This window comes from Escherichia sp. S10b, assembly GCF_028421345.1.
In the GTDB taxonomy this organism is placed as follows: domain Bacteria; phylum Pseudomonadota; class Gammaproteobacteria; order Enterobacterales; family Enterobacteriaceae; genus ECMA0423.
In genome coordinates this window covers 1-24,671 of sequence record NZ_JAHZSO010000159.1, presented here as the reverse complement: position 1 = coordinate 24,671, position 24,671 = coordinate 1, and the positions used below count along the sequence as shown (strand labels likewise).

At 52.2% G+C, this 24,671-nt stretch carries 21 protein-coding genes; 11 read left to right on the top strand and 10 right to left on the bottom strand.

What is annotated here, in order from left to right:
• Positions 1-78: 78 nt before the first annotated feature.
• The 3 genes from entF to fes are packed head-to-tail and all read right to left on the bottom strand — an operon-like array spanning position 79 to position 5,380.
• Positions 79-3,960, bottom strand: coding sequence for an enterobactin non-ribosomal peptide synthetase EntF (gene entF, locus FTE26_RS10460; RefSeq protein WP_000077725.1), 3,882 nt, complete (start codon positions 3,958-3,960; stop codon positions 79-81).
• Positions 3,957-4,175, bottom strand: coding sequence for an enterobactin biosynthesis protein YbdZ (gene ybdZ, locus FTE26_RS10455; protein WP_000885781.1), 219 nt, complete (start codon positions 4,173-4,175; stop codon positions 3,957-3,959). The genes entF and ybdZ overlap by 4 nt, the downstream gene beginning before the upstream one ends.
• Before the next feature lie 2 nt (positions 4,176-4,177).
• Positions 4,178-5,380, bottom strand: coding sequence for an enterochelin esterase (gene fes / locus FTE26_RS10450; RefSeq protein WP_000125810.1), 1,203 nt, complete (start codon positions 5,378-5,380; stop codon positions 4,178-4,180).
• Between the two features lie 242 nt (positions 5,381-5,622).
• Here fes and fepA point away from each other — a divergent pair, with 242 nt between their 5' ends.
• Positions 5,623-7,863 (top strand): siderophore enterobactin receptor FepA, encoded by a 2,241-nt coding sequence (gene fepA, locus FTE26_RS10445; protein ID WP_001034941.1) that lies wholly within the window; start codon positions 5,623-5,625, stop codon positions 7,861-7,863.
• A 174-nt stretch (positions 7,864-8,037) separates the two neighbouring features.
• A complete protein-coding gene (gene entD / locus FTE26_RS10435) occupies positions 8,038-8,658 on the top strand; it encodes an enterobactin synthase subunit EntD (RefSeq protein ID WP_001298903.1) in 621 nt (206 codons plus the stop codon).
• 121 nt (positions 8,659-8,779) lie between these two features.
• Here the strand turns inward: entD and hokE (FTE26_RS10430) are convergent, their stop codons facing one another.
• Both hokE (FTE26_RS10430) and hokE (FTE26_RS10425) read right to left on the bottom strand, forming a co-directional pair.
• Complete coding sequence (hokE, locus tag FTE26_RS10430) at positions 8,780-8,932, bottom strand: type I toxin-antitoxin system toxin HokE (RefSeq protein WP_000956465.1); 153 nt, start codon at positions 8,930-8,932, stop codon at positions 8,780-8,782.
• A gap of 350 nt (positions 8,933-9,282) precedes the next feature.
• Positions 9,283-9,435 carry a type I toxin-antitoxin system toxin HokE gene (hokE, locus tag FTE26_RS10425; RefSeq protein WP_000956456.1) on the bottom strand — a complete coding sequence of 51 codons (153 nt, stop codon included), beginning with the start codon at positions 9,433-9,435 and terminating at the stop codon, positions 9,283-9,285.
• On the opposite strand from hokE (FTE26_RS10425), the gene FTE26_RS20095 reads away from it, so the two are divergent.
• The 6 genes from FTE26_RS20095 (at position 9,404) to ybdG (ending at position 13,844) form a co-directional block, all read left to right on the top strand.
• Positions 9,404-9,673: a hypothetical protein gene (locus tag FTE26_RS20095; RefSeq protein WP_009008364.1), complete on the top strand. Its 270-nt coding sequence runs from the start codon at positions 9,404-9,406 to the stop codon at positions 9,671-9,673. The two genes, hokE (FTE26_RS10425) and FTE26_RS20095, sit on opposite strands and share 32 nt — an antisense overlap.
• A gap of 203 nt (positions 9,674-9,876) precedes the next feature.
• A complete protein-coding gene (locus FTE26_RS10420) occupies positions 9,877-10,995 on the top strand; it encodes a YbdK family carboxylate-amine ligase (protein ID WP_001130639.1) in 1,119 nt (372 codons plus the stop codon).
• 65 nt (positions 10,996-11,060) lie between these two features.
• Complete coding sequence (locus FTE26_RS10415) at positions 11,061-11,309, top strand: DUF1158 domain-containing protein (RefSeq protein WP_000682518.1); 249 nt, start codon at positions 11,061-11,063, stop codon at positions 11,307-11,309.
• Positions 11,310-11,373: 64 nt separating this feature from the next.
• Positions 11,374-11,742, top strand: coding sequence for an MmcQ/YjbR family DNA-binding protein (locus tag FTE26_RS10410; protein WP_000360951.1), 369 nt, complete (start codon positions 11,374-11,376; stop codon positions 11,740-11,742).
• A gap of 93 nt (positions 11,743-11,835) precedes the next feature.
• Positions 11,836-12,489 carry an oxygen-insensitive NAD(P)H nitroreductase gene (nfsB, locus tag FTE26_RS10405; RefSeq protein ID WP_000351464.1) on the top strand — a complete coding sequence of 218 codons (654 nt, stop codon included), beginning with the start codon at positions 11,836-11,838 and terminating at the stop codon, positions 12,487-12,489.
• 107 nt (positions 12,490-12,596) lie between these two features.
• Positions 12,597-13,844 carry a mechanosensitive ion channel YbdG gene (gene ybdG, locus FTE26_RS10400; RefSeq protein ID WP_001153146.1) on the top strand — a complete coding sequence of 416 codons (1,248 nt, stop codon included), beginning with the start codon at positions 12,597-12,599 and terminating at the stop codon, positions 13,842-13,844.
• A 67-nt stretch (positions 13,845-13,911) separates the two neighbouring features.
• On the opposite strand, the gene pheP is transcribed toward ybdG, so the two are convergent.
• From pheP to cusC, 5 genes are all read right to left on the bottom strand, one after another.
• Complete coding sequence (gene pheP / locus FTE26_RS10395) at positions 13,912-15,288, bottom strand: phenylalanine transporter (protein WP_000786320.1); 1,377 nt, start codon at positions 15,286-15,288, stop codon at positions 13,912-13,914.
• Positions 15,289-15,389: 101 nt separating this feature from the next.
• Positions 15,390-18,533, bottom strand: a complete 3,144-nt coding sequence (gene cusA, locus FTE26_RS10390) for a Cu(+)/Ag(+) efflux RND transporter permease subunit CusA (RefSeq protein WP_000573940.1) — start codon at positions 18,531-18,533, stop codon at positions 15,390-15,392.
• A gap of 11 nt (positions 18,534-18,544) precedes the next feature.
• Positions 18,545-19,768, bottom strand: a complete 1,224-nt coding sequence (cusB, locus tag FTE26_RS10385) for a Cu(+)/Ag(+) efflux RND transporter periplasmic adaptor subunit CusB (RefSeq protein ID WP_000717147.1) — start codon at positions 19,766-19,768, stop codon at positions 18,545-18,547.
• Positions 19,769-19,783: 15 nt separating this feature from the next.
• Positions 19,784-20,116 carry a Cu(+)/Ag(+) efflux RND transporter periplasmic metallochaperone CusF gene (gene cusF / locus FTE26_RS10380; protein ID WP_000709875.1) on the bottom strand — a complete coding sequence of 111 codons (333 nt, stop codon included), beginning with the start codon at positions 20,114-20,116 and terminating at the stop codon, positions 19,784-19,786.
• A gap of 23 nt (positions 20,117-20,139) precedes the next feature.
• Positions 20,140-21,522 (bottom strand): Cu(+)/Ag(+) efflux RND transporter outer membrane channel CusC, encoded by a 1,383-nt coding sequence (gene cusC / locus FTE26_RS10375; protein ID WP_000074237.1) that lies wholly within the window; start codon positions 21,520-21,522, stop codon positions 20,140-20,142.
• Between the two features lie 156 nt (positions 21,523-21,678).
• Between cusC and cusR the strand changes: the two genes are divergently transcribed.
• From cusR to FTE26_RS10360, 3 genes are all read left to right on the top strand, one after another.
• Positions 21,679-22,362, top strand: coding sequence for a copper response regulator transcription factor CusR (gene cusR / locus FTE26_RS10370; RefSeq protein WP_000770953.1), 684 nt, complete (start codon positions 21,679-21,681; stop codon positions 22,360-22,362).
• Positions 22,352-23,800, top strand: a complete 1,449-nt coding sequence (cusS, locus tag FTE26_RS10365) for a Cu(+)/Ag(+) sensor histidine kinase CusS (protein ID WP_000253805.1) — start codon at positions 22,352-22,354, stop codon at positions 23,798-23,800. Before cusR ends, cusS begins: the two co-directional genes overlap by 11 nt.
• Before the next feature lie 736 nt (positions 23,801-24,536).
• On the top strand, positions 24,537-24,671 hold a 135-nt coding region (locus FTE26_RS10360; RefSeq protein ID WP_001639463.1), incomplete at its 3' end, for a hypothetical protein.

The window sequence follows — 24,671 nt, the reverse complement described above, 5'->3', positions numbered from 1 at the left end:
TCATCAAACCTATAAATCAAACAAATAAAAAAACCCATAATTATTTTCTGTAATTATGGGTTTATAGATATTATTAATTTACCTGTTTAGCGTTGCGCGAATAATCGGCCCAATTTTTACAAACGCCCCTGGAGAGATAATATCCACATGCGCACAATCCTGACGATAGATATCCAGCTCCGCAATCCACGGCGACCAGGCGCGTTCGGGGCTCATACCTTCCTGAAGCGTGCGTTCAGCAACAAACAGCGTCGCTTTACCATCAAACGGTACGCTATGAGCAGTCGTCAGCAGGCGCACAGCATCAGCGTAGTTGCCTTCAATGGTGGTAAACAACTCCGTTGAAGTACTTCCCTGCTGTGCCGCCAGGAAGGCCTCGCGCTCGCGGTTAATCTCCGCCAGCACTTCCGGGTCCAGACCATTAGCTTCTTTTTCCTGCCAGTTTTGCGTTTCTGGCGGCCAGGTATCCAGCAAGCCAAGAAATGCCACCTGTTCGCCACGGGCACGCAGTCGCGCCGCAATACCCTGCACCAGCGTACCGCCAAGGGAATACCCCAGCAGGTAATAAGGGCCGTGCGGTTGTTGCTCAAGTAACGTTGCCAGATGCGCTTCGCAGACTTCATCCAGGTTTGTCGCTGTCTGCATGGGTCCATGAGGGCGCGGCGACTGAATGCCAATAATCGACCATTGTGGATCGAGATAACGCGAGAGCACGCTAAACTGCCAGGCAAAACCGGATGCCGGATGGAAACAAAACAGCGTCGGGCCATTACCTTCACGCAACGGCAGAATGGTTTCGAATCCCATGCGCCGGGAGCTGTCCTCTTCACCATCAATAATCGTTGCCAGTTTGGCGACGGTTGACGCGACCATCACCTGCCCCGGCGTCACCTGACGAGCAAACTGTCGACTTAACTGCGCTGCCAGTTTCATTGCCAGTAGCGAATGACCGCCCAGCGCAAAGAAATCAGCATCGGCATCCTGCACGTCACAACCCAGCAACGACGCGAATGCCGCGGCGATAATCTTTTCACTGCCCGCTTTCGGTGCACGTCCCGACGCTTGTGTCTTCAGTTCAGGCAACGGTAAGGCTTTGCGATCCAGCTTGCCGTTGGCGCTAAGAGGTAACTGTGGAAGTTGCAGCAGAACCACCGGCACCATATGCGGCGGCAATGTTTCGCGAAGCTGTGCCTGTAATGCGCTGGTATCCAACGGCAGACCTGATTGCGACACCAGATAGCCCACCAACTGACGCGCATCACCACCGGTGGCTGCCGCCAGGTTAATCACACAGGCGTGGGTAACGGCTTGTTTGACATCCGGCAGCGCCTGCATCACGCGATCGATTTCGCCCAGTTCGATACGCTGCCCGCGAATTTTTAGCTGATCGTCACTGCGCCCGAGGTACTCCACCGCGCCGTTATCCAGCCAGCGGGCGACGTCTCCGGTACGATACATCCGTTCACCTGGGGCAAAAGGATCGGCAATAAAACGGCTGGCGGTCAGATCGGGTCGTCCAAGATACCCCTGCGCCAGTTGGATGCCGGTGAGATAGAGATCACCCGCCACACCCGGCGGCACCGGATGCATCATCGCATCAAGAATACGCAGACCCGTATTCCATACCGGATAACCAATCGGCACACTGCTGCCGCGCACCTGTGCCAGTTCCTCGCCAAAAGCCGGATACCAGCTGACATCTACCGCCGCTTCCGTCGGGCCATACAGGTTATGCAACGGCGCGCCGGTTAACTGTTGCCATTCGCGGCATAAATCAGCCGGTAAGGCCTCACCACTACAGAAAACCTGTTTCAACGTCGCGCAATTCTGGCGAGCGGTTTGCGGCGTCAGCGATGCAACAAATGCCGCCAGCATCGACGGCACAAAGTGCGTGGTCGTTACGCCATATTCGGCAAAGAATTGCTGCATAGCGAGCGGGTCACGGTGCGCTTCCGGTTCAGCCATCACCAGTTTTGCCCCTGCGATAAACGGCCAGAAAAACTCCCACACCGAGACATCAAAACTGCACGGCGTTTTTTGGGCAACGACATCTTCGCCTGTAAGCGGGTAGTGATTTTGCATCCATAACAGGCGGTTAACGATAGCCGTCTGCCCGACCATTACCCCTTTCGGCCTGCCGGTGGAGCCAGAGGTAAAGATGATATAAGCCGTGTGGTGCGGTTGTGAAAGTTGCAGCGGCGCACTGCCCTGGGGGGTAAGCGGGGCGTTATAGCAAAGGCTTGTTAAATTGGGAACATCGCTAAAGCGCGGCAGTTGATCGTCGGTGGTAATTAACAGCGACGGACGCGCATCTTCCAGCATCATTTTCAGGCGATCGTCCGGATAGCCGGTATCCAGCGGTAGCCAGGCCGCGCCAGCTTCAACTATTGCATGGAGTGCCAGGGTCAAAAAGACCGAGCGCGGTAGTGCCACCGCCACGCTGTCCCCTGGTTTAACGCCGCGCTCACGCAGCAGATTCGCCAGCGCCACCACCTGCTCGCGCATTTCCCGATAGCTGAACAGGTAACGCGCATCTGCCAGCGCCGGAGCATCCGGTGTTTTTGCCGCTTGTTCTGCCACCAGCGCGCTCAGCGTGGTTTCTGGAATCTCAACCTGAGTGGCGTTGATCTGCGCCAGCTGCGCATACTCACCTGGCAGCATAATATCGACATCGCCGCACAACAGCGCCGGATCCGCGGCGAACTGGGCAATCAGCATTTTCAGGCGTTCAGCATGCTGGATTAACGTTGGCTCATCGTAACGCTGTTTATTGGCGAGGATCTCAATACTCAAATCACCGTGTTCATCCGGGAACAGGGCCAGTTCAAGGTCATTAACCGGACCGGTTGCCAGGGTATGGGTTTGCGTCTGAACACCAGGAATATCCAGTTGGTAATCAAATACCTTGATATTGAGTACCGGACCGAACAGCGGTTCCTCTCCTGCCGCTCGCCCGCTGTCACGGACAATTTGTTCGGCATCGTAACGTTGATGACGACGCATTTTTTTCAGTTGTGCTGCCAGTCGGGTTGCCAGTTCCGGCAGCGTTTCTTGCGCCGCAATGTGAATACCCAACGGTAAAACGTTGAGCACGGGTCCGCTAGCCGTCAGCGCCGCCGAGCCCAGTCGACGCATAAAGATAAATCCGGCGGCATAGTCCATGCGATTGCACAATCGCCCCAGCCACAAGGCTGCCAGCGCAAGGGCTAAATCGGTACGCTGCACACCTGAAAGTTGCGTAGCCAGCTGGCGGAATTCCCCGTCGGTAAATTCCAGTTTCAGGCGCAGAATATCTGCCGAAGCGCTGCGCCCCGCTAAAGGTGCCGGAGAAAGTGACGCGGGCGGCGGCAGTTGACGACGCTGTTCTGCCCAGAATGCCGCATCACGCTGCCAGGCTTCGCTTTCGCGGTATTGCTGGTACTCTTCCACTACATCAGCGAAAGGCGTAAACGGCGAAGCAGGCGTTGGTTCGCCACGCAGCCATGTGCAGTAAATATTGGCGATCTGGCGAGTAATGGCCGGGAAACTGAAGCCATCGACCAGCAAATGGTGATAACGCTGATACCAGTACCAGCGGTTATCCGCAACATGTATCAGCTGATGAAAGACCAGTGGTTTACCGCTATCGACGCGCAAATCTTGTTGCAAATCCGCCAGCATTAATACCTGCGCAGTACCGTGCGGATCAATATTGGTTCGCAGGTCGATAATTTCTGGCAGTTCGAATATCAGCGCATCATCGACCCACTGCCAGACTTCGCCGTTATCTTCCGTAAAACGCATCCGCAACGTATCTGCTTGCGCTAGTCCGACAACCACCGCGCGGGCCAGTAATGGCGCATCAACATCTCCAGTTAACTCAACGTAATGCGCCACGCTCCAGGCGGAGGGTAAATCCGACAGTTTTTCTGCCATCCAGATGCCGGGCTGTGCGGCGACCAAAGGTAAATGCTGGCTCATTGTGCCTCCTGCAACTGGGTGAAATTGGCCGGTGTCAGAGTACGCCAGTGGACTTCCAGCCACTGCTGGCAGGACGCCTGTGACTGCGGCTGACACACAATGTCCCAGCCTGCCGGTAAGGCGCATTGTTGCGGCCACAGACTGAATTGCCCCTGCGCATTGCGCAAAATGTAAAACGCTCCCTGTGGATCATCGAAGGGATTACTGAATGCCATATTCAACTCCTGTCATGGAAAAGTGGTTGCCAGAGGTCGATTAGCCCCTGCATCAAGCCACCGCGCCAACAAAGCGCATCATGTCCGCCGTCAACCTGACGCCAGAAAATGGATTCTTTTATGGGGTGTAATTGCGCATACAGCGCCTGATTGGCCCGCATAATCATCGGCTCGCGAATACCCGCTTCCAGCACAATGCGCAGACCTTCGGCGCTAACTTCACCAGCTTTAAGCTTTTCAAGTAACACGCCCTCTTGCTGCCCGCCCCGATGCGGCCACCAGTACGATCCTGACTGGCTTAATACACAGCCAAAGCGTTCAGGCCAGTGCAGTCCGGCATACAGCGCGGACAGCCCACCAAAACTCTGCCCGGCGACCACGGTGCGATCGGCGCGATCGCTAAAAGGGGCAATAGCTTTCACCAGGGGTAATAACTCTTGCTGTACTGCCAGCCAGAAATCCGCATTACACGGCAGTTCGTGGGCGCGGTGCGTGGTGTCGATAGCGTCGATCAACACATACACGGCGGGAGGAAGTTGCTGACGATGGGTCAGCGAAGTCAGCACAGGCCAGACGGGCATACTTTGCGCCCAAAATTCGCCATCGAGCAAAACTGCCAGCGGACGTTCTTCTGCTGTTGCATCGCCGGTGGTAAAAATCCATACACGACGTGAATTTTTCAACCGTTCACTTTTCCAGATAATTTCTTTGGCTGCTATTTCTGGCGCTTGCGGACAATCCCATCCCGGTTGCAGAGGCGCTTGCGGCATTTCGAGTGCAGAAACAGCGTGCCCTCGCCCGCCTTTCCAGCTTTGTGGATTCAGCGGATCGGCTATTGCCTGGGGTAATAGTTTTCGCCAGCCTTCACGTAATTCGAGGCGATCGGGGGATGGTGCAGAAAAAATGTCATCGCGTTCGGTGGGAATAAAGCAGTAGCTGCCGCGCCAGTTGGCATTGAGTTGTGTCGTCCACTGCCAGACATCAGTACCTGCAATTCGCTGCATCGACTGGGGCTGGCTGTTCTGATGATGATCGGTCACACCAGTGATGTAGATCCATACGCGCTTTATCGTCGAGTATTCTTCAGAACCTTGGGGATCACGCCACCAGAAAGTGACCTCAAACATTTCGTCATTCAGACGCTGCCATTCCGGGCCATGTTTCGACTGCCACCAGCTCTCACTTCCTACTTTTAACGCCGTCACACCATAACCCCATGTTTACTGTGCAATTTTTCATTGATTGCAGAAATATATTGATAATATTATTGATAACTATTTGCATTTGCAATAGCGTAATGGCGCGCCGTGGGAAGCGCGGACATTTATTAACCAACTGCACTGCGTGTCTTTCAGGATCAAAGGTTTTCGCGGTAGCGGGATGCGTCGTGTTGATGACGACCATGCCCGACAGTTGCAATTCGTGGCAAAAATGCAGGAATAAAACAATGAACAAGAAGATTCATTCCCTGGCCTTGTTGGTCAATCTGGGGATTTATGGGGTAGCGCAGGCACAAGAGCCGACCGATACTCCTGTTTCACATGACGATACCATTGTCGTTACCGCCGCCGAGCAGAACTTACAGGCGCCTGGCGTTTCGACCATCACCGCAGATGAAATCCGCAAAAACCCCGTTGCCCGCGATGTGTCGGAGATCATCCGTACCATGCCAGGCGTTAACCTGACCGGTAACTCCACCAGTGGTCAGCGTGGGAATAACCGACAGATTGATATTCGCGGTATGGGTCCGGAAAACACGCTGATTTTGATTGACGGCAAGCCGGTAAGCAGCCGTAACTCGGTGCGTCAGGGCTGGCGTGGCGAGCGCGATACCCGTGGTGATACCTCCTGGGTGCCACCTGAAATGATTGAACGTATTGAAGTTCTGCGTGGTCCGGCAGCTGCGCGTTATGGCAACGGCGCGGCGGGCGGCGTGGTTAACATCATTACCCAAAAAGGCAGCGGTGAGTGGCACGGCTCCTGGGACGCTTATTTCAATGCACCAGAACATAAAGAGGAAGGTGCCACTAAACGCACCAACTTCAGCCTGACCGGTCCGCTGGGCGACGAATTCAGCTTCCGCTTGTATGGCAACCTCGACAAAACCCAGGCTGACGCGTGGGATATCAACCAGGGCCATCAGTCCGCGCGTGCCGGAACGTATGCCACGACGTTACCAGCCGGGCGCGAAGGGGTGATCAATAAAGATATTAACGGCGTGGTGCGCTGGGACTTCGCACCATTGCAATCGCTGGAACTGGAAGCGGGTTACAGCCGCCAGGGTAACCTGTATGCGGGCGATACCCAGAACACCAACTCTGACGCTTACACTCGCTCGAAATATGGCGATGAAACCAACCGCCTGTATCGCCAGAACTACGCGCTGACCTGGAACGGTGGCTGGGATAACGGCGTGACCACCAGCAACTGGGTGCAGTATGAACACACCCGTAACTCGCGTATTCCGGAAGGTCTGGCGGGCGGTACCGAAGGGAAATTTAACGAAAAAGCGACACAGGATTTCGTCGATATCGATCTCGATGACGTGATGCTGCACAGCGAAGTTAACCTGCCGATTGATTTCCTCGTTAACCAGACGCTGACGCTGGGTACGGAGTGGAATCAGCAACGGATGAAGGACTTGAGTTCCAATACCCAGGCGCTGACCGGGGCGAACACCGGCGGCGCTATTGATGGTGTGAGTGCCACCGACCGTAGCCCGTATTCAAAAGCAGAAATTTTCTCGCTGTTTGCCGAAAACAACATGGAGCTGACTGACAGCACCATCGTAACGCCGGGGCTGCGTTTCGATCATCACAGTATTGTCGGCAATAACTGGAGCCCGGCGCTGAACATATCGCAAGGTTTAGGCGATGACTTCACGCTCAAAATGGGCATTGCCCGTGCTTATAAAGCACCGAGCCTGTACCAGACTAACCCGAACTACATTCTCTACAGTAAAGGTCAGGGCTGCTATGCCAGCGCGGGCGGCTGCTATCTGCAAGGTAACGATGACCTGAAAGCAGAAACCAGCATCAACAAAGAGATTGGTCTGGAGTTCAAACGCGACGGCTGGCTGGCGGGCGTCACCTGGTTCCGTAACGATTATCGCAATAAGATTGAAGCGGGCTATGTGGCTGTAGGGCAAAACGCAGTCGGCACCGATCTCTATCAGTGGGATAACGTGCCGAAAGCAGTGGTTGAAGGTCTGGAAGGATCGTTAAACGTACCAGTTAGCGAAACGGTGATGTGGACCAATAACATCACTTATATGCTGAAGAGTGAAAACAAAACCACGGGCGACCGTTTGTCGATCATCCCGGAGTACACGTTGAACTCAACGCTGAGCTGGCAGGCGCGGGAAGATTTGTCGATGCAAACGACCTTCACCTGGTACGGTAAGCAGCAGCCGAAAAAATACAACTACAAAGGTCAGCCAGCGGTTGGCCCGGAAACCAAAGAAATCAGTCCTTACAGCATTGTGGGTCTGAGCGCGACCTGGGATGTGACGAAGAATGTCAGTCTGACCGGCGGCGTGGACAACCTGTTCGACAAACGTTTGTGGCGTGCGGGTAATGCCCAGACCACGGGCGATCTGGCAGGGGCCAACTATATCGCGGGTGCCGGGGCGTATACCTATAACGAGCCGGGACGTACGTGGTACATGAGCGTAAACACTCACTTCTGATGCTAACGTCAGATTGTTGACAAAGTGCGCGTCGTTCATGCCGGATGCGGCGTGAACGCCTTATCCGGCCTACAAAAATCTTGCCAATTCAATATATTGCAGGACCATGTAGGCCTGATAAGCGTAGCGCATCAGGCAGTTTAGCGTTTGTCATCAGTCTCTAATATGGTCGACATGAAAACTACGCATACCTCCCTCCCCTTTGCCGGACATACGCTGCATTTTGTTGAGTTCGATCCGGCGAATTTTTGTGAGCAGGATTTACTCTGGCTGCCGCATTACGCGCAACTGCAACACGCTGGACGGAAGCGCAAAGCCGAACATTTAGCCGGGCGGATCGCTGCAATTTATGCGCTGCGGGAATATGGCTATAAATGTGTGCCCGCAATCGGCGAGCTACGCCAACCGGTGTGGCCTGCGGAGGTATACGGCAGTATTAGCCACTGCGGGGCTACGGCATTGGCCGTGGTTTCCCGTCAACCGATTGGCGTTGATATCGAAGAAATTTTTTCTGCGCAAACAGCGACCGAATTGACAGACAACATTATTACACCAGCAGAACACGAGCGACTCGCAGACTGCGGTTTAGCCTTTTCTCTGGCGCTGACACTGGCATTTTCCGCCAAAGAGAGCGCATTTAAGGCAAGTGAGATCCAAACTGATGCAGGTTTTCTGGACTATCAGATAATTAGCTGGAATAAACAGCAGGTCATCATTCATCGTGAGAATGAGATGTTTGCTGTGCACTGGCAGATAAAAGAAAAAATAGTCATAACTCTGTGCCAACACGATTAATTGACAACATCTGGTACGATTCGCCCGCAGCCATCACTGACCGCGGGCGAAAGTGTAAAGCAGGTGCCTTACCACTCTGACCTGACAACCGGATATGCGGGGATTGCTCCCCGCACAACGGCTACTTCTTCGGTTCGTAAGCGAGAACAGCCTTAAACTCAATATTACGTTCCTTTACGGTGAACTCACACAGCGAGTCTCCGACCAGAAGCGTAAATCCCAGTACCGTCAAACACAGCACTATGACTGCCACAAGGGCATATTTCGTCAGCATGTTTATATTGCCTCCATGCGAAGAAGGGACTACCATCCGAGTTGTTGAGGCTCGGAGTGGCAGCCCCAGGATTGATAGAAATATCTCCTGGGGCTTCATCTTTCCAGACCTCAGAGTTAACCTGAAACCGGAAAGCTTCAGGCACCCGCCGTTATCTTACCCTTCCTCAACAAAATAGCTGTTTATTTATACAGTGAATCCTGTTTCGGACTTCTGTCGGCAAAACTCATCATTGCTCTTAAAACGAAATCGCCCGCAGCCATCACTGACCGCGGGCGAAAGTGTAAAGCAGGTGCCTTACCATCCTGACCTGACAACCGGATATGCGGGGATTGCTCCCCGCACAACGGCTACTTCTTCGGTTCGTAAGCGAGAACAACCTTAAACTCAATATTACGTTCCTTTACGGTGAACTCACACAGCGAATCCCCGACCAGAAGCGTAAATCCCAGCACCGTTAAACACAGCACTATGACTGCCGCAAGGGCATATTTCGTCAGCATGTTTATATTGCCTCCATGCGAAGAAGGGACTACCATCCAAATTGTTCAGGTTTGGGTAGGTAGCCCCAGGGTTGATAGAAATATCGTCCTGGGGCTTCATCTTTCCAGACCTCAGAGTAAACCTGAAACCGGAAAGCTTCAGGCACCCGCAGTTATCTTACCCTTGCTTAGCAAAATAGCTGTTTATTTATACAGCAAGTCCTGTTTCGGACTTCTCACTCCCCATTTGATCAACTGAAGCTGAACCCGTTTTTTTCTGCATGCCTCAATCGTCAAAATTCTTCGCCACCAGCCAGCCGTGCCATAACTTGTCACATTGCAAAAGTAGCCAAATTGCTTCAGTCACCATCACCAAAAAAAGAAACATTCCAGAACTTCCGCATCTCGCCCAGCCGCTCCGACTTCTATACTGAATAGAAAACGCCAACTTAAGAGAAACCTATGCCATTACCCGATTTTCATGTTTCTGAACCTTTTACCCTCGGTATTGAACTGGAAATGCAGGTGGTTAATCCGCCGGGCTATGACTTAAGCCAGGACTCTTCAATGCTGATTGACGCGGTTAAAAATAAGATCACGGCCGGAGAGGTAAAGCACGATATCACCGAAAGTATGCTGGAGCTGGCGACGGATGTTTGCCGTGATATCAACCAGGCTGCCGGGCAGTTTTCAGCGATGCAGAAAGTCGTATTGCAGGCAGCCGCAGACCATCATCTGGAAATTTGCGGCGGTGGCACGCACCCGTTTCAGAAATGGCAGCGTCAGGAGGTATGCGACAACGAACGCTATCAACGAACGCTGGAAAACTTTGGCTATCTCATCCAGCAGGCGACCGTTTTTGGTCAGCATGTCCATGTTGGCTGCGCCAGTGGCGATGACGCCATTTATTTGCTGCACGGCCTGTCACGGTTTGTGCCGCACTTCATCGCCCTTTCCGCCGCGTCGCCGTATATGCAGGGAACGGATACGCGTTTTGCCTCCTCACGACCGAATATTTTTTCCGCCTTTCCCGATAATGGCCCGATGCCGTGGGTCAGTAACTGGCAACAATTTGAAGCCCTGTTTCGCTGCCTGAGTTACACCACGATGATCGACAGCATTAAAGATCTGCACTGGGATATTCGCCCCAGTCCTCATTTTGGCACGGTGGAGGTTCGGGTGATGGATACCCCGTTAACCCTTAGCCACGCGGTAAATATGGCGGGATTAATTCAGGCCACCGCCCACTGGTTACTGACGGAACGCCCGTTTAAACATCAGGAGAAAGATTACCTGCTGTATAAATTCAACCGTTTCCAGGCCTGCCGCTATGGGCTGGAAGGCGTCATTACCGATCCGCACACTGGCGATCGTCGACCGCTAACGGAAGATACCTTGCGATTGCTGGAAAAAATCGCCCCTTCCGCACATAAAATGGGTGCATCGAGCGCGATTGAGGCCCTGCATCGCCAGGTCGTCAGCGGTCTGAATGAAGCGCAGCTGATGCGCGATTTCGTCGCCGATGGTGGCTCGCTGATTGGGCTGGTGAAAAAGCATTGTGAGATCTGGGCCGGTGACTAAGTAGGGAATTGCCTTACAGAAGAATATCCCTGACAATGGTGTTTTAACTTACATTTAACAATGTTATGAAACACCCTTTAGAAACCTTGACTACCGCAGCAGGCATTTTGCTGATGGCTTTCCTCTCTTGCCTGCTGCTGCCCGCCCCCGCACTGGGGCTGACGCTGGCACAAAAACTGGTGACCATGTTCCATCTGATGGATCTTAGCCAGCTTTACACTTTATTGTTTTGTCTGTGGTTTTTAGTGCTGGGCGCTATTGAGTATTTTGTTCTGCGCTTTATCTGGCGACGCTGGTTCTCGCTGGCGGATTAAACGTCGATTATCGCCGTACTTCGCGGCATACTTTGCTTATTCTCCTTCGCCTAAAGGAACGTTTATGGATAAGCAATCACTGCACGAAACGGCGAAACGCCTGGCCCTTGAGTTACCCTTTGTCGAGCTTTGCTGGCCTTTTGGCCCGGAGTTCGATGTTTTTAAAATTGGCGGCAAAATTTTTATGCTGTCGTCGGAGCTGCGCGGCGTCCCCTTTATCAATCTGAAGTCCGATCCACAAAAATCCCTGTTAAATCAGCAGATATACCCGAGCATTAAGCCAGGGTATCACATGAATAAAAAGCACTGGATTTCGGTGTATCCCGGCGAGGAAATCTCCGAAGCGTTACTTCGCGATCTGATCAACGATTCGTGGAATCTGGTGGTTGATGGTCTGGCTAAACGCGATCAAAAAAGAGTGCGTCCAGGCTAAAGCGGAAATCTATAGCGCATTTTTCTCGCTTACCATTTCTCGTTGAACCTTGTAATCTGCTGGCACGCAAAATTACTTTCACATGGAGTCTTTATGGATATCATTTCTGTCGCCTTAAAGCGTCATTCCACTAAGGCATTTGATGCCAGTAAAAAACTTACCCCGGAACAGGCCGAGCAGATCAAAACTCTCCTGCAATACAGCCCATCCAGCACCAACTCCCAGCCGTGGCATTTTATTGTTGCCAGCACGGAAGAAGGTAAAGCGCGTGTTGCCAAATCCGCTGCCGGTAATTATGTGTTCAACGAACGTAAAATACTTGATGCCTCGCACGTCGTGGTGTTCTGTGCAAAAACCGCGATGGACGATGCCTGGCTGAAGCTGGTTGTTGACCAGGAAGATGCTGATGGCCGCTTTGCCACGCCGGAAGCGAAAGCCGCGAACGATAAAGGTCGCAAGTTCTTCGCTGATATGCACCGTAAAGATCTGCATGATGATGCAGAGTGGATGGCAAAACAGGTTTATCTCAACGTCGGTAACTTCCTGCTCGGCGTGGCGGCGCTGGGTCTGGACGCGGTACCCATCGAAGGTTTTGACGCCGCCATCCTCGATGCAGAATTTGGTCTGAAAGAGAAAGGCTACACCAGTCTGGTGGTTGTTCCGGTAGGTCATCACAGCGTTGAAGATTTTAACGCTACGCTGCCGAAATCTCGTCTGCCGCAAAACATAACCTTAACCGAAGTGTAATTCTCTCTTGCCGGGCATCTGCCCGGCTATTTCCCCTCAGATTCTCCTGATTTGCATAACCCTGTTTCAGCCGTCATCATAGGCTGCTGTTGTATAAAGGAGACGTTATGCAGGATTTAATATCCCAGGTTGAAGATTTAGCGGGTATTGAGATCGATCACACCACCTCGATGGTGATGATTTTCGGTATTATTTTTCTGACCGCCGTCGTGGTGCATATTATTTTGCATTGGGTGGTACTGCGGACCTTCGAAAAACGTGCCATCGCCAGTTCACGGCTTTGGTTGCAAATCATTACCCAGAATAAACTCTTCCACCGTTTAGCTTTTACCCTGCAGGGGATTATCGTCAATATTCAGGCGGTATTCTGGCTGCAAAAAGGCACCGAAGCGGCAGATATTCTGACTACCTGCGCGCAGTTGTGGATCATGATGTATGCGCTGCTTTCAGTCTTCTCGTTGCTGGATGTTATTTTGAATCTGGCGCAGAAATTCCCGGCGGCATCTCAGTTACCGCTGAAAGGGATATTTCAGGGGATTAAACTGATCGGCGCAATCCTGGTCGGCATTTTGATGATCTCGCTGCTGATTGGTCAGTCGCCAGCGATTCTGATCAGCGGTCTTGGTGCAATGGCTGCCGTGCTGATGTTGGTTTTTAAAGATCCGATTCTTGGTCTGGTGGCAGGTATTCAGCTTTCCGCGAACGATATGCTGAAACTGGGCGACTGGCTGGAGATGCCGAAATACGGCGCGGATGGCGCGGTGATCGATATTGGGTTAACCACCGTCAAAGTGCGTAACTGGGACAATACCATTACCACTATTCCCACCTGGTCTCTGGTTTCTGACTCCTTTAAAAACTGGAGCGGGATGTCAGCATCTGGCGGGCGACGTATTAAGCGCAGTATCAGTATTGATGTCACCAGTATTCGTTTTCTTGATGAAGACGAAATGCAACGTCTGAATAAAGCGCACTTGTTAAAACCTTATTTAACCAGCCGCCATCAGGAAATTAATGAGTGGAATCGCCAGCAAGGTTCTACGGAGTCGATATTAAACCTGCGCCGAATGACCAATATTGGAACCTTTCGTGCCTATCTGAACGAATATCTGCGTAACCATCCGCGGATTCGTAAAGATATGACCTTAATGGTACGCCAACTGGCTCCAGGTGATAACGGTTTACCGCTCGAGATCTACGCGTTTACTAACACCGTGGTGTGGCTGGAATATGAAAGCATTCAGGCTGATATATTCGATCACATATTTGCGATTGTCGAAGAGTTTGGTCTGCGACTTCATCAGTCGCCAACCGGCAATGATATTCGCTCTCTGGCGGGTGCATTTAAGCAGTAATTAAAAAAACCGCTCTCATCGAATGGATGAGAGCGGACATCGTTTTGTCGGATGTAGCGTGAATGCCTTATTTCCGACGCAGCGTTTTAAATGCCACAAACAGGAATACAATCCACACCGGCAGCAGGATCGCTGACAAGCGCATATCATCCATCGTGCACATCAGCAGCAAAATCATGCCGAGGAAGGCAATGCAAAGATAGTTGCCGAACGGATAGAGCAGCGCCTTAAACTGTGTTTCACGCCCCTGACGTCGCATCGCTGCACGAAAACGCAGATGCGCCAGACAGATCATAATCCAGTTCAACAGCAGCGTTGCTACCACCAGCGCCATCAGCAGACCAAACGCTTTTTGCGGCAGCAGATAGTTGATTAACACCACCAGCGAAGTGATCGCTCCGGAAAGCATCAGCGAGTTAATCGGCACACCGCGACGGCTGACGCGAGTCAAAAACTTCGGCGCATTACCCTGCACAGAAAGGCCAAACAGCATGCGGCTGTTAGAGTAAACCCCGCTGTTATACACTGACAGCGATGCTACCAGAATGACGAAGTTCAGCGCAGAAGCTACAACGTTGCTGTCGAGATTATGGAAAATCATCACAAACGGGCTACTGTTGGATTTCACTTCCACCCACGGATAGAGCGCCAGTAAAACCACCAGTGAACCGATGTAAAACAGCAGGATGCGATACACCACCTGATTTACCGCTTTTGGAATGCTTTTTTCCGGATCGCGCGCTTCAGCGGCAGTAATCCCAATCAGCTCCAGACCGCCGAAGGAGAACATAATTACCGCCAGCGACAAAATCAGCCCATTCCAGCCGGTGGCGAAGAAACCACCGTAGCGCCAGAGGTTGTCGATACTGGCTTTCTCGCCGCCGTGACCAGAAAACAGCAGCCACAGGCCAAAGCCGATCATACCGATGATCGCCAGCACTTTAATCAACGCAAACCAGAACTCGGTTTCGCCATATAAGCGCACGTTCACCAGGTTAACGGCGTTGATGATAATAAAGAAGGCGGCAGCCCAAATCCACGTTGGAACATCCGGGAACCAGTACTGCATATAGATGCCCGCAGCGGTCAGCTCTGCCATCCCCACCAGCACGAACATCACCCAGTAGTTCCAGCCAGAGAGGAAGCCCGCGAACGGTCCCCAGTATTTATAGGCAAAGTGGGCAAATGAACCGGATACCGGCTCCTCAACCACCATTTCGCCAAGCTGGCGCATAATCAGGAAAGCGATGATCCCGGCGACGCCGTAGCCCAGCAATACAGCCGGACCCGCCATCTGAATCGCCGGGCCAATGCCAAGAAACAGACCAGTACCAATTGCGCCACCCAACGCAATCAGTTGAATATGACGGTTATGTAATCCGCGATGAAGCGTCGGCTCTTGATTCGACGCAGTATCTTCCGATACGGTTGACGCGTTTTTCACGCCTTTCCCCTGTGTGTCTTTTTTGTTGAGGGGCACCTTTTAACATTTAGTGCCCATCGTCGCAAGACACAATCCACACGGTTAAACGGGGTATCCTGCTTTTATTTCCGTACCCGATGTCGGTGCAGCCACATCAGCTTATACGCCGCCGGGATAATAAACAGCGACAGCAAAGGTGCGGTGATCATGCCGCCAATCATCGGCGCGGCAATCCGGCTCATCACCTCTGAACCAGCCCCCGTTCCCCACAGAATCGGCAGCAGACCGGCGATAATCACCGCCACCGTCATCGCTTTCGGGCGCACGCGCAGGACCGCGCCGTGATATAACGCCTCATCCAGCTTCTGCTCGCTGAATGTTTGCGGATTATTCAACGACGGCTCGGCCTCTATGGCGTGACGTAAATACATCAGCATCACCACGCCAAATTCGGCGGCGACCCCGGCAAGGGCAATAAAGCCAGTACCCGTCGCCACGGAAAGATGAAAGCCCATCCACCACAGCAACCAGATGCCGCCCACCAGCGCAAACGGTACGCTGCTGATAATCAGCAACGCTTCGCCCACCCGACGGAATGCCAGATACAACAGCACGAAGATGATCATCAGTGTCATCGGCACCATGAGTTTCAGCTTATGGTTGGCGCGCTCCAGTAGCTCGAACTGCCCGGAGAATGCCACGCTGGTGCCCGGTTTTAACTGCACTTTTTCAGCTATCGCTTTTTGCAAATCGTGAACCACCGACACCATGTCACGATCGCGGGCATCGATATAAATCCAGCTCGTCGGGCGCGCATTCTCGGTTTTCAGCATCGACGGTCCGGTAGAGACTTTAACGTCGGCCACGTCTGCCAGGGTGATTTGCTGCTTCATCGGCGTCAGGATCGGCAACTGGCGCAGTGCCTGCGGACTATCGCGCCAGCTTTGCGGATAACGCAGATTAATGGGATAACGGGCAATCCCTTCCACCGTTTCGCCAACCATCGCCCCGCCCACCGCAGAAGTCACAAACAACTGCACATCCGCCACCGTCATACCGTAACGCGCGGCTTTTTCACGGTTAATCTCAACGTTGATATAGCGCCCACCTTCCAGACGCTCGGCAAGCGCAGAAGCCACGCCTGGTACCGTTCGTGCCACCTCTTCAATTTGCTCCGCCATCGCGTCGATATCCGCCAGCACAGTGCCGGAAACTTTAATGCCGATGGGGCTTTTAATGCCAGTCGAGAGCATATCGATACGGTTACGAATTGGCGGCACCCACAGATTCGCCAGCCCCGGCAGCCGCACGGTGTTATCCAGTTCCTCAATGATTTTGTCCATCGTCATGCCAGGCCGCCACTGATCCTGCGGCTTAAGCTGGATGGTCGTTTCTACCATCTCCAGCGGAGCAGAATCGGTGGCGGTTTCCGCTTTCCCGGTTTTGCCAAATACCCGCGCCACTTCAGGTACGCTCATAATTAGCTTGTCGGTTTTTTGCAGCATACTCGCCGCCTCTGCTGCGGAAATCCCCGGCAGCGTCGATGGCATATACAACAGGTCGCCTTCATTGATCTGCGGTAAAAATTCCCCGCCAACTTTATTGAGCGGCCAGAGAACCGTCAGCACCGAAAGCGCTGCCACCAACAGCGTGGTTTTCGGCCAGTGCAGTACTTTCAGCAACAGCGGATGATAAACACGAATCAAAAAGCGATTGAGCGGGTTACTGCTTTCCGGCGGAATTTTGCCACGGATCCAGTAACCCATCAGGATAGGGATCACTACGATCGCCAGCAGCGCCGCACCCGCCATCGCATAGGTTTTAGTGAACGCCAGCGGGCCAAACAGACGCCCTTCCTGCCCTTCCAGGGTGAAGATCGGGATAAACGACAACGTGATAATCAGCAGACTGATAAACAGCGCCGGCCCCACTTCAACAGACGCATCGGTGATCACCTGCCAGCGCGTTTTATTATCCAGCGTGGCGTCAGGATGCTGGTGCTGCCACTCTTCCAGCCGTTTATGTGCATTTTCGATCATGACGATAGCGGCATCGACCATCGCCCCGACGGCAATCGCAATGCCGCCCAACGACATAATATTGGCATTCAGTCCCTGGAAGTGCATGACAATAAAAGCAATACACAACCCCAGCGGCAACGAAATAATCGCCACCAGCGCCGAGCGCACATGCCAGAGAAACAGCGCACAGACTACCGCCACCACAATAAACTCTTCCAGCAACTTGCCGCTGAGGTTGTCGATGGCGCGGTCAATGAGCTGGCTGCGATCGTATGTTGTAACTATCTCCACGCCTTCCGGCAGACTACTTTTCAGCGTTTCCAGTTTGTCCTTCACGGCGGCGATCACTTCTCGGGCGTTTTTGCCGGATCGCAGGATCACCACCCCGCCCGCCACTTCGCCTTCGCCGTTTAGTTCGGCAATGCCCCGGCGCATCTCCGGGCCAATCTGGACCTTCGCAACATCGCGCAGATAAACGGGCACGCCATTTTCACTGGCTTTTAAAACGATGTGATTAAAGTCGTCGAGCGTTTGCAGATAGCCGCTGGCGCGCACCATATATTCCGCTTCCGCCAGTTCGATCGACGAACCGCCCGCTTCCTGGTTTGAAGCATCCAGCGCGCTTTTTACTTCGGCGAGACTGATGCCATACTGCGCCAGGCGCTGGGGATCGATAACCACCTGATACTCTTTCACCACACCGCCCACCGACGCCACTTCCGCAACGTCAGGGATGGTTTTCAGCTCATATTTGAGAAACCAGTCCTGTAATGAGCGTAAATCGGCCAGATCGTGCTTACCGCTGCGATCCACCAGTGCATATTCATAGATCCAGCCAACACCCGTGGCATCTGGCCCCAGCTCGGCGCTGACTCCCGCAGGCAGCTTACCCTGTACCTGGTTGAGGTACTCCAGCACCCGCGAACGCGCCCAGTACGGATCGGTGCCATCTTCGAAAATGACATACACATAAGAGTCGCCAAACTGTGAGAAACCGCGCACAGTCTTCGCGCCAGGCACCGACAACATGGTGGTGGTTAGCGGATAAGTCACCTGATTTTCAACGATTTGTGGTGCCTGACCGGGATAGCTGGTTTTAATAATAACCTGCACATCGGAGAGATCCGGCAGCGCATCCACTGGCGTATTAATGATGGTCCAGGTGCCCCAGATGCTCAGAAACAACGCGCCCATCAGCACCAAAAAACGGTTCGCCACCGAGCGACGAATAATCCATTCAATCATTGGTTATTCCCTCAATGCGCATGGGTAGCACTTTCAGAGCGCATCCGCTCCAGTGCGCCAGAAATATTGGCTTCGGAATCAATCAGGAACAGGCCGCTGGAAACCACCTTTTCACCTTCCGCCAGACCAGAGTGTAACGCGGTGACGCCTTGCGATGCCTGGAAAACGGCAACGCGTTTCGGTACAAAGCGTCCGTCGGCATCAACGGTAATCACCCGCTGTTCGTTGCCGGTATCAATCAGCGCCTGTGACGGAATGAGCAGCATCGGTTCGCTGGCGGTATTGAGTTGCAACCAGGCGTTCATTCCCGGTTTTAGCGCCTCGTCGGCGTTGTCGACTTCCAGACGCAGCTGCAGCGTGCGGGTCGCGGCATCCACGCCGGGTAGCAGCGTCCATTTGCGGATGGTGAGTGTTTTATCCGGTCGTGCCGGAACGGTGAGCGTAAACTGCGAGGCATCTTTCACCAGCCAGGCGATAGACTCCGGGATCGCAGCAGTGACCCACACCGGGTCCATACCCTGAATTTTCGCTACCACGTTATCTTTGGCGATATTCATTCCCGCGCGCAGATCAAACGCGGTGATCACACCATCAATGGGTGCTTTGAGCGTAAAGCGAGTCTGGATTTTTTGCGTGGCGATCAGGCGGCGAATATCCGCCTCCGGCATTCCCGCCAGTCGCAGCCGCTCAAGAATGCCTTCAGTCTGGGTCGCCGTACCGCCCGTTTCGCGCAGCAGTAAATACTCACTCTGCGCTTCCACCCAGTCGGGAATGGTCAGGTCGAGAAGCGGTGTGCCCTTTTGTACTTTATCGCCCACGGTAAGCGGATACACCTTGTCGATAAACCCGGCAGCGCGAGCCTGCACAATGGCATACTGATACTCGTTGTAACTGACATTCGCCGGGAAACTCTGGGCAAAAGTCAGCGGTCCGCGCGTGACGGTAGCCGTTTTCACCCCCAGATTCTGCGTCTGAGTCGGGTCAATGCGCACACCAGACGCAGAACTCTCTTCATCGGCATATTTCGGCACCAGATCCATATCCATAAACGGCGATTTACCTGGTTTATCGAACCGCGTATTGGGATACATCGGGTCGTACCAGAATAAGATTTTACGTTCTGCGGTCGACGTTTTTTCTGCGGGCGGTTCAGCCCGGTCAAACCAGGTAAAACCTGCCGCAGAAATAATACCGCCCGCGATCATGCTGCCGATAATAAGCGCGATTTTTTTCATCTCATTAAACCTGGGTTACTGGCTGACTTTAATATCCTGTAATAAAGAAAGGTTGCCCTGCTGGACAAAATTAAACGCCACTTTGTCGCCAGTTTTAATTTCACTCATTTTCGTCTGCGAAGTGATGGTAAAGCGCATAGTCATCTCCGGCCAGTTCACGGCAGCAATCGGATCGTGATGGATGGTGATTTTTTTGCTTTCCAGATCAACACCTTTTACCACGCCGGTGGCACTAATGACCTGTGGTTGTGCTTCGCTCATGGTTTCATGATGATGTTCGTTAGCCTGGGCATTAAAGCCAATAACGGTAAACAGACTGAACATTGCGACTTGCAGTGCTTTTTTCATTTATTCTCTCCTGGAGTTAAAAATTATTGCTGCCAACCGCCACCAAGTGCGGTATATAAAGAAATTTCGTTGACCTGACGGGCATAATTCAGGTCAAGTAAGGTTTGTCGGGTTGCAAATAAAGAACGCTCGGCATCCAGCACTTCCAGATAACTTACCGCGCCGTGCTGATATAATGCCCGCGCCCGTTGCAAAGTAATTTGCAGCGACGCCAGATAACGCTGCTGGGCGCTGATTTGATCGTTCAGGCTTTGACGTAATGCCAGCGCATCTGCCACTTCTTTAAAGGCGTTCTGGATTTTCTGTTCATAATTCACTACCGACTGCTGCTGGCGAATTTCGGCGATATCCAGATTGGCCTGGTTGCGTCCGGCATTAAAAATGGGGATCTCAATTTTAGGAATAAAATTCCACATCCCGCTGCTGGCGTTAAATAATGAGGATAGATCGCTACTGGCGGTTGATATTCCACTGGTCAGGCTGATAGAGGGGAAAAATGCCGCACGCGCAGCACCAATATTAGCATTAGCCGCCATTAACGCGTGTTCAGCTTCCATAATATCCGGGCGCTGCAATAAGATTTGCGACGACAAGCCCGCCGGTAATTTAACGCTTTGCAGGCTGTCGCTGTTTACTGTCTGCGCTTGCGGCAGCTTGCCGTAGCTTCCCAATAACAGTTGCAATGCATTATTCGCCTGCGCCAGTTCCCCCTGACGTTTAGCGATGTCACTGCGGGTACTTTCTATCACCCCGCGAGCCTGTTCCAGCGCCAGAACATTGCTGCTACCGGTCAACAGTTGTTTTTCGACAAACGCATATGACTGCTGATAATTACGCAGCGTTTCTTCGGCTATTTGCAATTGCGCATACGCCAGTTGCTGATTGAAATAGCTTTGCGCGACATTAGAAACCAGCAGAATATGCACCGCGCGCTGAGCTTCCTCAGTGGCTAAATAATTTTGTCGCTCGGCTTCGCTCATGTTCTTTAAGCGACCGAAAAAATCGAGGTCAAAGCTGGCGTTAAGGCCGGTCGAAAACTCCCGTGTCGTGGCGGTATTCCCTTTAAGATTACCGCTCCAGCTGCCGCTGCCCTCGCCATTGAGCTGTGGGTAGCGGTCGGCATCGGTCAGACGATATTGCGCCCGTGCCTCCTGCACTTTCAGCGTCGCCATGCGCAAATCCCGATTATTCACCAGCGCCTCGCTAATCAGCGTCTTCACCTGATTATCAACAAAAAAGGTGCGCCAGCCCGCGTTCTGATAGTTATCTGCTGCGTTAACCAGGCCGTTCTGGCTGAGTGAGAACTGCTGCGGCACGGGCATTGCCGGACGCTGATAATCCGGTGCCAGTGAACAACCGGTTAGCGCAAGGGCCACACAAAATGGCAGAAGTTTACAAGGAGACATAGGCTCATAATTTCTGGTGATTTTATGCCGCCAACTTTACTCGCCAGGCTCTGATTTTCCGGTGACAGAAAAATGACAAAATTGTCATTTTGCCAATAAGCGATTGCCATCTGATCCCGCTACTCTAGAATTGCCCGGGCAACATGCGGAGGAAATATGAAACTGTTGATTGTCGAAGATGAAAAGAAAACCGGAGAATACTTGACCAAAGGGTTAACCGAAGCCGGTTTTGTGGTCGATTTGGCCGACAACGGGTTGAATGGCTACCATCTGGCGATGACCGGTGATTATGATCTGATAATCCTCGATATTATGCTGCCGGACGTGAACGGCTGGGATATCGTGCGCATGTTGCGTTCCGCCAATAAAGGGATGCCGATTCTGTTGCTTACCGCGCTTGGCACCATTGAACATCGCGTCAAGGGGCTGGAGTTGGGGGCGGATGACTATCTGGTGAAGCCGTTCGCTTTTGCTGAACTGCTGGCGCGGGTGCGCACTCTCCTGCGGCGCGGGGCGGCGGTGATTATCGAAAGTCAGTTTCAGGTTGCCGATCTGATGGTCGATCTCGTCAGCCGCAAAGTCACCCGCAGCGGCACGCGCATCACTCTGACCAGTAAAGAGTTTACTCTGCTGGAGTTTTTCCTCCGCCATCAGGGCGAAGTGCTGCCCCGCTCGCTTATCGCCTCGCAGGTGTGGGACATGAATTTCGACAGCGACACTAACGCCATTGATGTAGCGGTGAAGCGGCTGCGCGGCAAAATCGACAACGACTTTGAGCCGAAGCTAATTCAGACCGTGCGCGGCGTGGGCTACATGCTTGAGGTGCCGGATGGTCAGTAAGCCATTTCAGCGCCCGTTTTCGCTGGCAACCCGCCTGACCTTTTTTATCAGCCTGGCCACCATCGCGGCGTTTTTCGCCTTTGCATGGATCATGATCCACTCAGTAAAAGTGCATTTTGCCGAGCAGGATATTAATGATTTAAAAGAGATTAGCGCCACGCTTGAACGGGTACTTAATCACCCTGACGAAACGCAAGCCCGACGCTTAATGACGCTGGAAGATATCGTCAGTGGTTATTCCAACGTGTTGATTTCCCTGGCAGATAGCCACGGCAAAACGGTGTATCACTCCCCCGGTGCGCCTGATATCCGCGAGTTTGCACGTGATGCCATACCCGATAAAGACGCGCGGGGTGGCGAGGTGTATCTCCTTTCCGGCCCGACGATTATGATGCCAGGCCACGGTCACGGGCATATGGAACACAGCAACTGGCGGATGATTAACTTGTCGGTTGGCCCGTTGGTGGACGGCAAACCGATTTATACGCTCTACATCGCGCTTTCGATCGATTTTCATCTTCATTACATAAATGATTTGATGAATAAACTTATTATGACCGCATCGGTAATCAGCATCCTGATCGTCTTTATCGTACTGTTGGCGGTACATAAAGGTCACGCGCCGATCCGCAGCGTCAGCCGTCAAATCCAGAATATCACCTCGAAAGATCTCGACGTTCGCCTTGACCCGCAGACCGTGCCCATTGAGCTGGAACAGCTGGTACTGTCGTTCAACCATATGATCGAGCGTATTGAGGATGTCTTTACCCGCCAGTCCAATTTCTCAGCGGATATCGCTCACGAAATTCGCACGCCGATTACCAATCTCATCACGCAAACGGAAATCGCCCTCAGCCAGTCTCGCAGCCAGAAGGAGCTGGAAGATGTGCTCTACTCTAATCTCGAAGAGCTGACGCGAATGGCGAAAATGGTCAGCGATATGCTGTTTCTCGCTCAGGCCGATAACAACCAGCTAATCCCCGAAAAGAAAATGCTCAACCTGGCGGATGAAGTCGGCAAAGTGTTCGATTTTTTCGAGGCGTTAGCGGAAGATCGCGGCGTGGAGTTGCGATTTGTTGGCGACGAATGTCAGGTTGCGGGCGATCCGCTGATGCTGCGTCGGGCGTTAAGCAACCTGCTTTCTAATGCCCTGCGTTATACGCCGCCCGGAGAGGCAATTGTAGTGCGCTGCCAGACGGTCGATCACCAGGTGCAAGTTACCGTCGAAAACCCCGGTACGCCCATTGCGCCCGAGCACTTACCGCGATTGTTTGACCGTTTCTACCGCGTTGACCCTTCCCGCCAGCGAAAAGGCGAAGGTAGCGGCATTGGGCTGGCGATAGTGAAATCGATTGTTGTCGCGCATAAAGGCACGGTTGCAGTAACGTCAGATGCGCGGGGGACAAGGTTTGTGATTATGCTGCCGGAGAGAGAGTGATTATTAAGTTCAAATTCAGGGCGTGGTGCATCACCTCCTGGTATTGTTGATCAACAAATTAGAGAAAAACTTATTAAACATATGAAATATCGAAGGCTTTTATTTTTCAAAGTTTCACGAGATGTTTGTATATGAAACTTAGTTAAATCTGTGTTTCTTCCAATTGTAGATCACAATGCCCTTTCTAAATTTTCATCGTTATAAACAAGCCATCTATCATATAAAGCAATGAATAATTTAATCGCGATTAATCATCATTAATTGTTATATTATTCACTCAATCTATTTATCAAGTGAATTTGATAAATTCCTAATTTAAAATATCCACTATTGAGCCAGTATTTAACAACGTTAAGATGTGCAATGTGCAGATCATGTTATCAGGGTGGAGCGGTAGCATATATTTCTTATGCAATCATTCATTTTAATAATGTTAATTGGATTATTTATTGCTGTGAATAAAAATATATTATGAATATTGGTTTAACTTTACGTTTTTGTTACTCGTTGTGATATGCGTACCTGTCCTGAATAACGCCAAGAAACAAGAGGTTGAGCTTGTGATTATTTTTTTGACTGAACAGACACCCGTTTCTGTAAAGTAATATTTAAACAAAATTCTCACATAACCATAGCATTTTCTGTTCCTTCCCTAATAACGTCTGAAGTCGTCCCGCTTATCACATTATCCGCAGTTGTACGGTACGGATCATTATTCATTTTACTGGAGGTTGCTATGTCAACCGGATTACGTTTCACACTGGAAGTGGACGGCCTGCCGCCGGACGCTTTTGCGGTGGTTTCCTTTCATCTGAACCAGTCACTCTCTTCGCTCTTTTCCCTCGATCTCTCCCTGGTCAGCCAGCAGTTT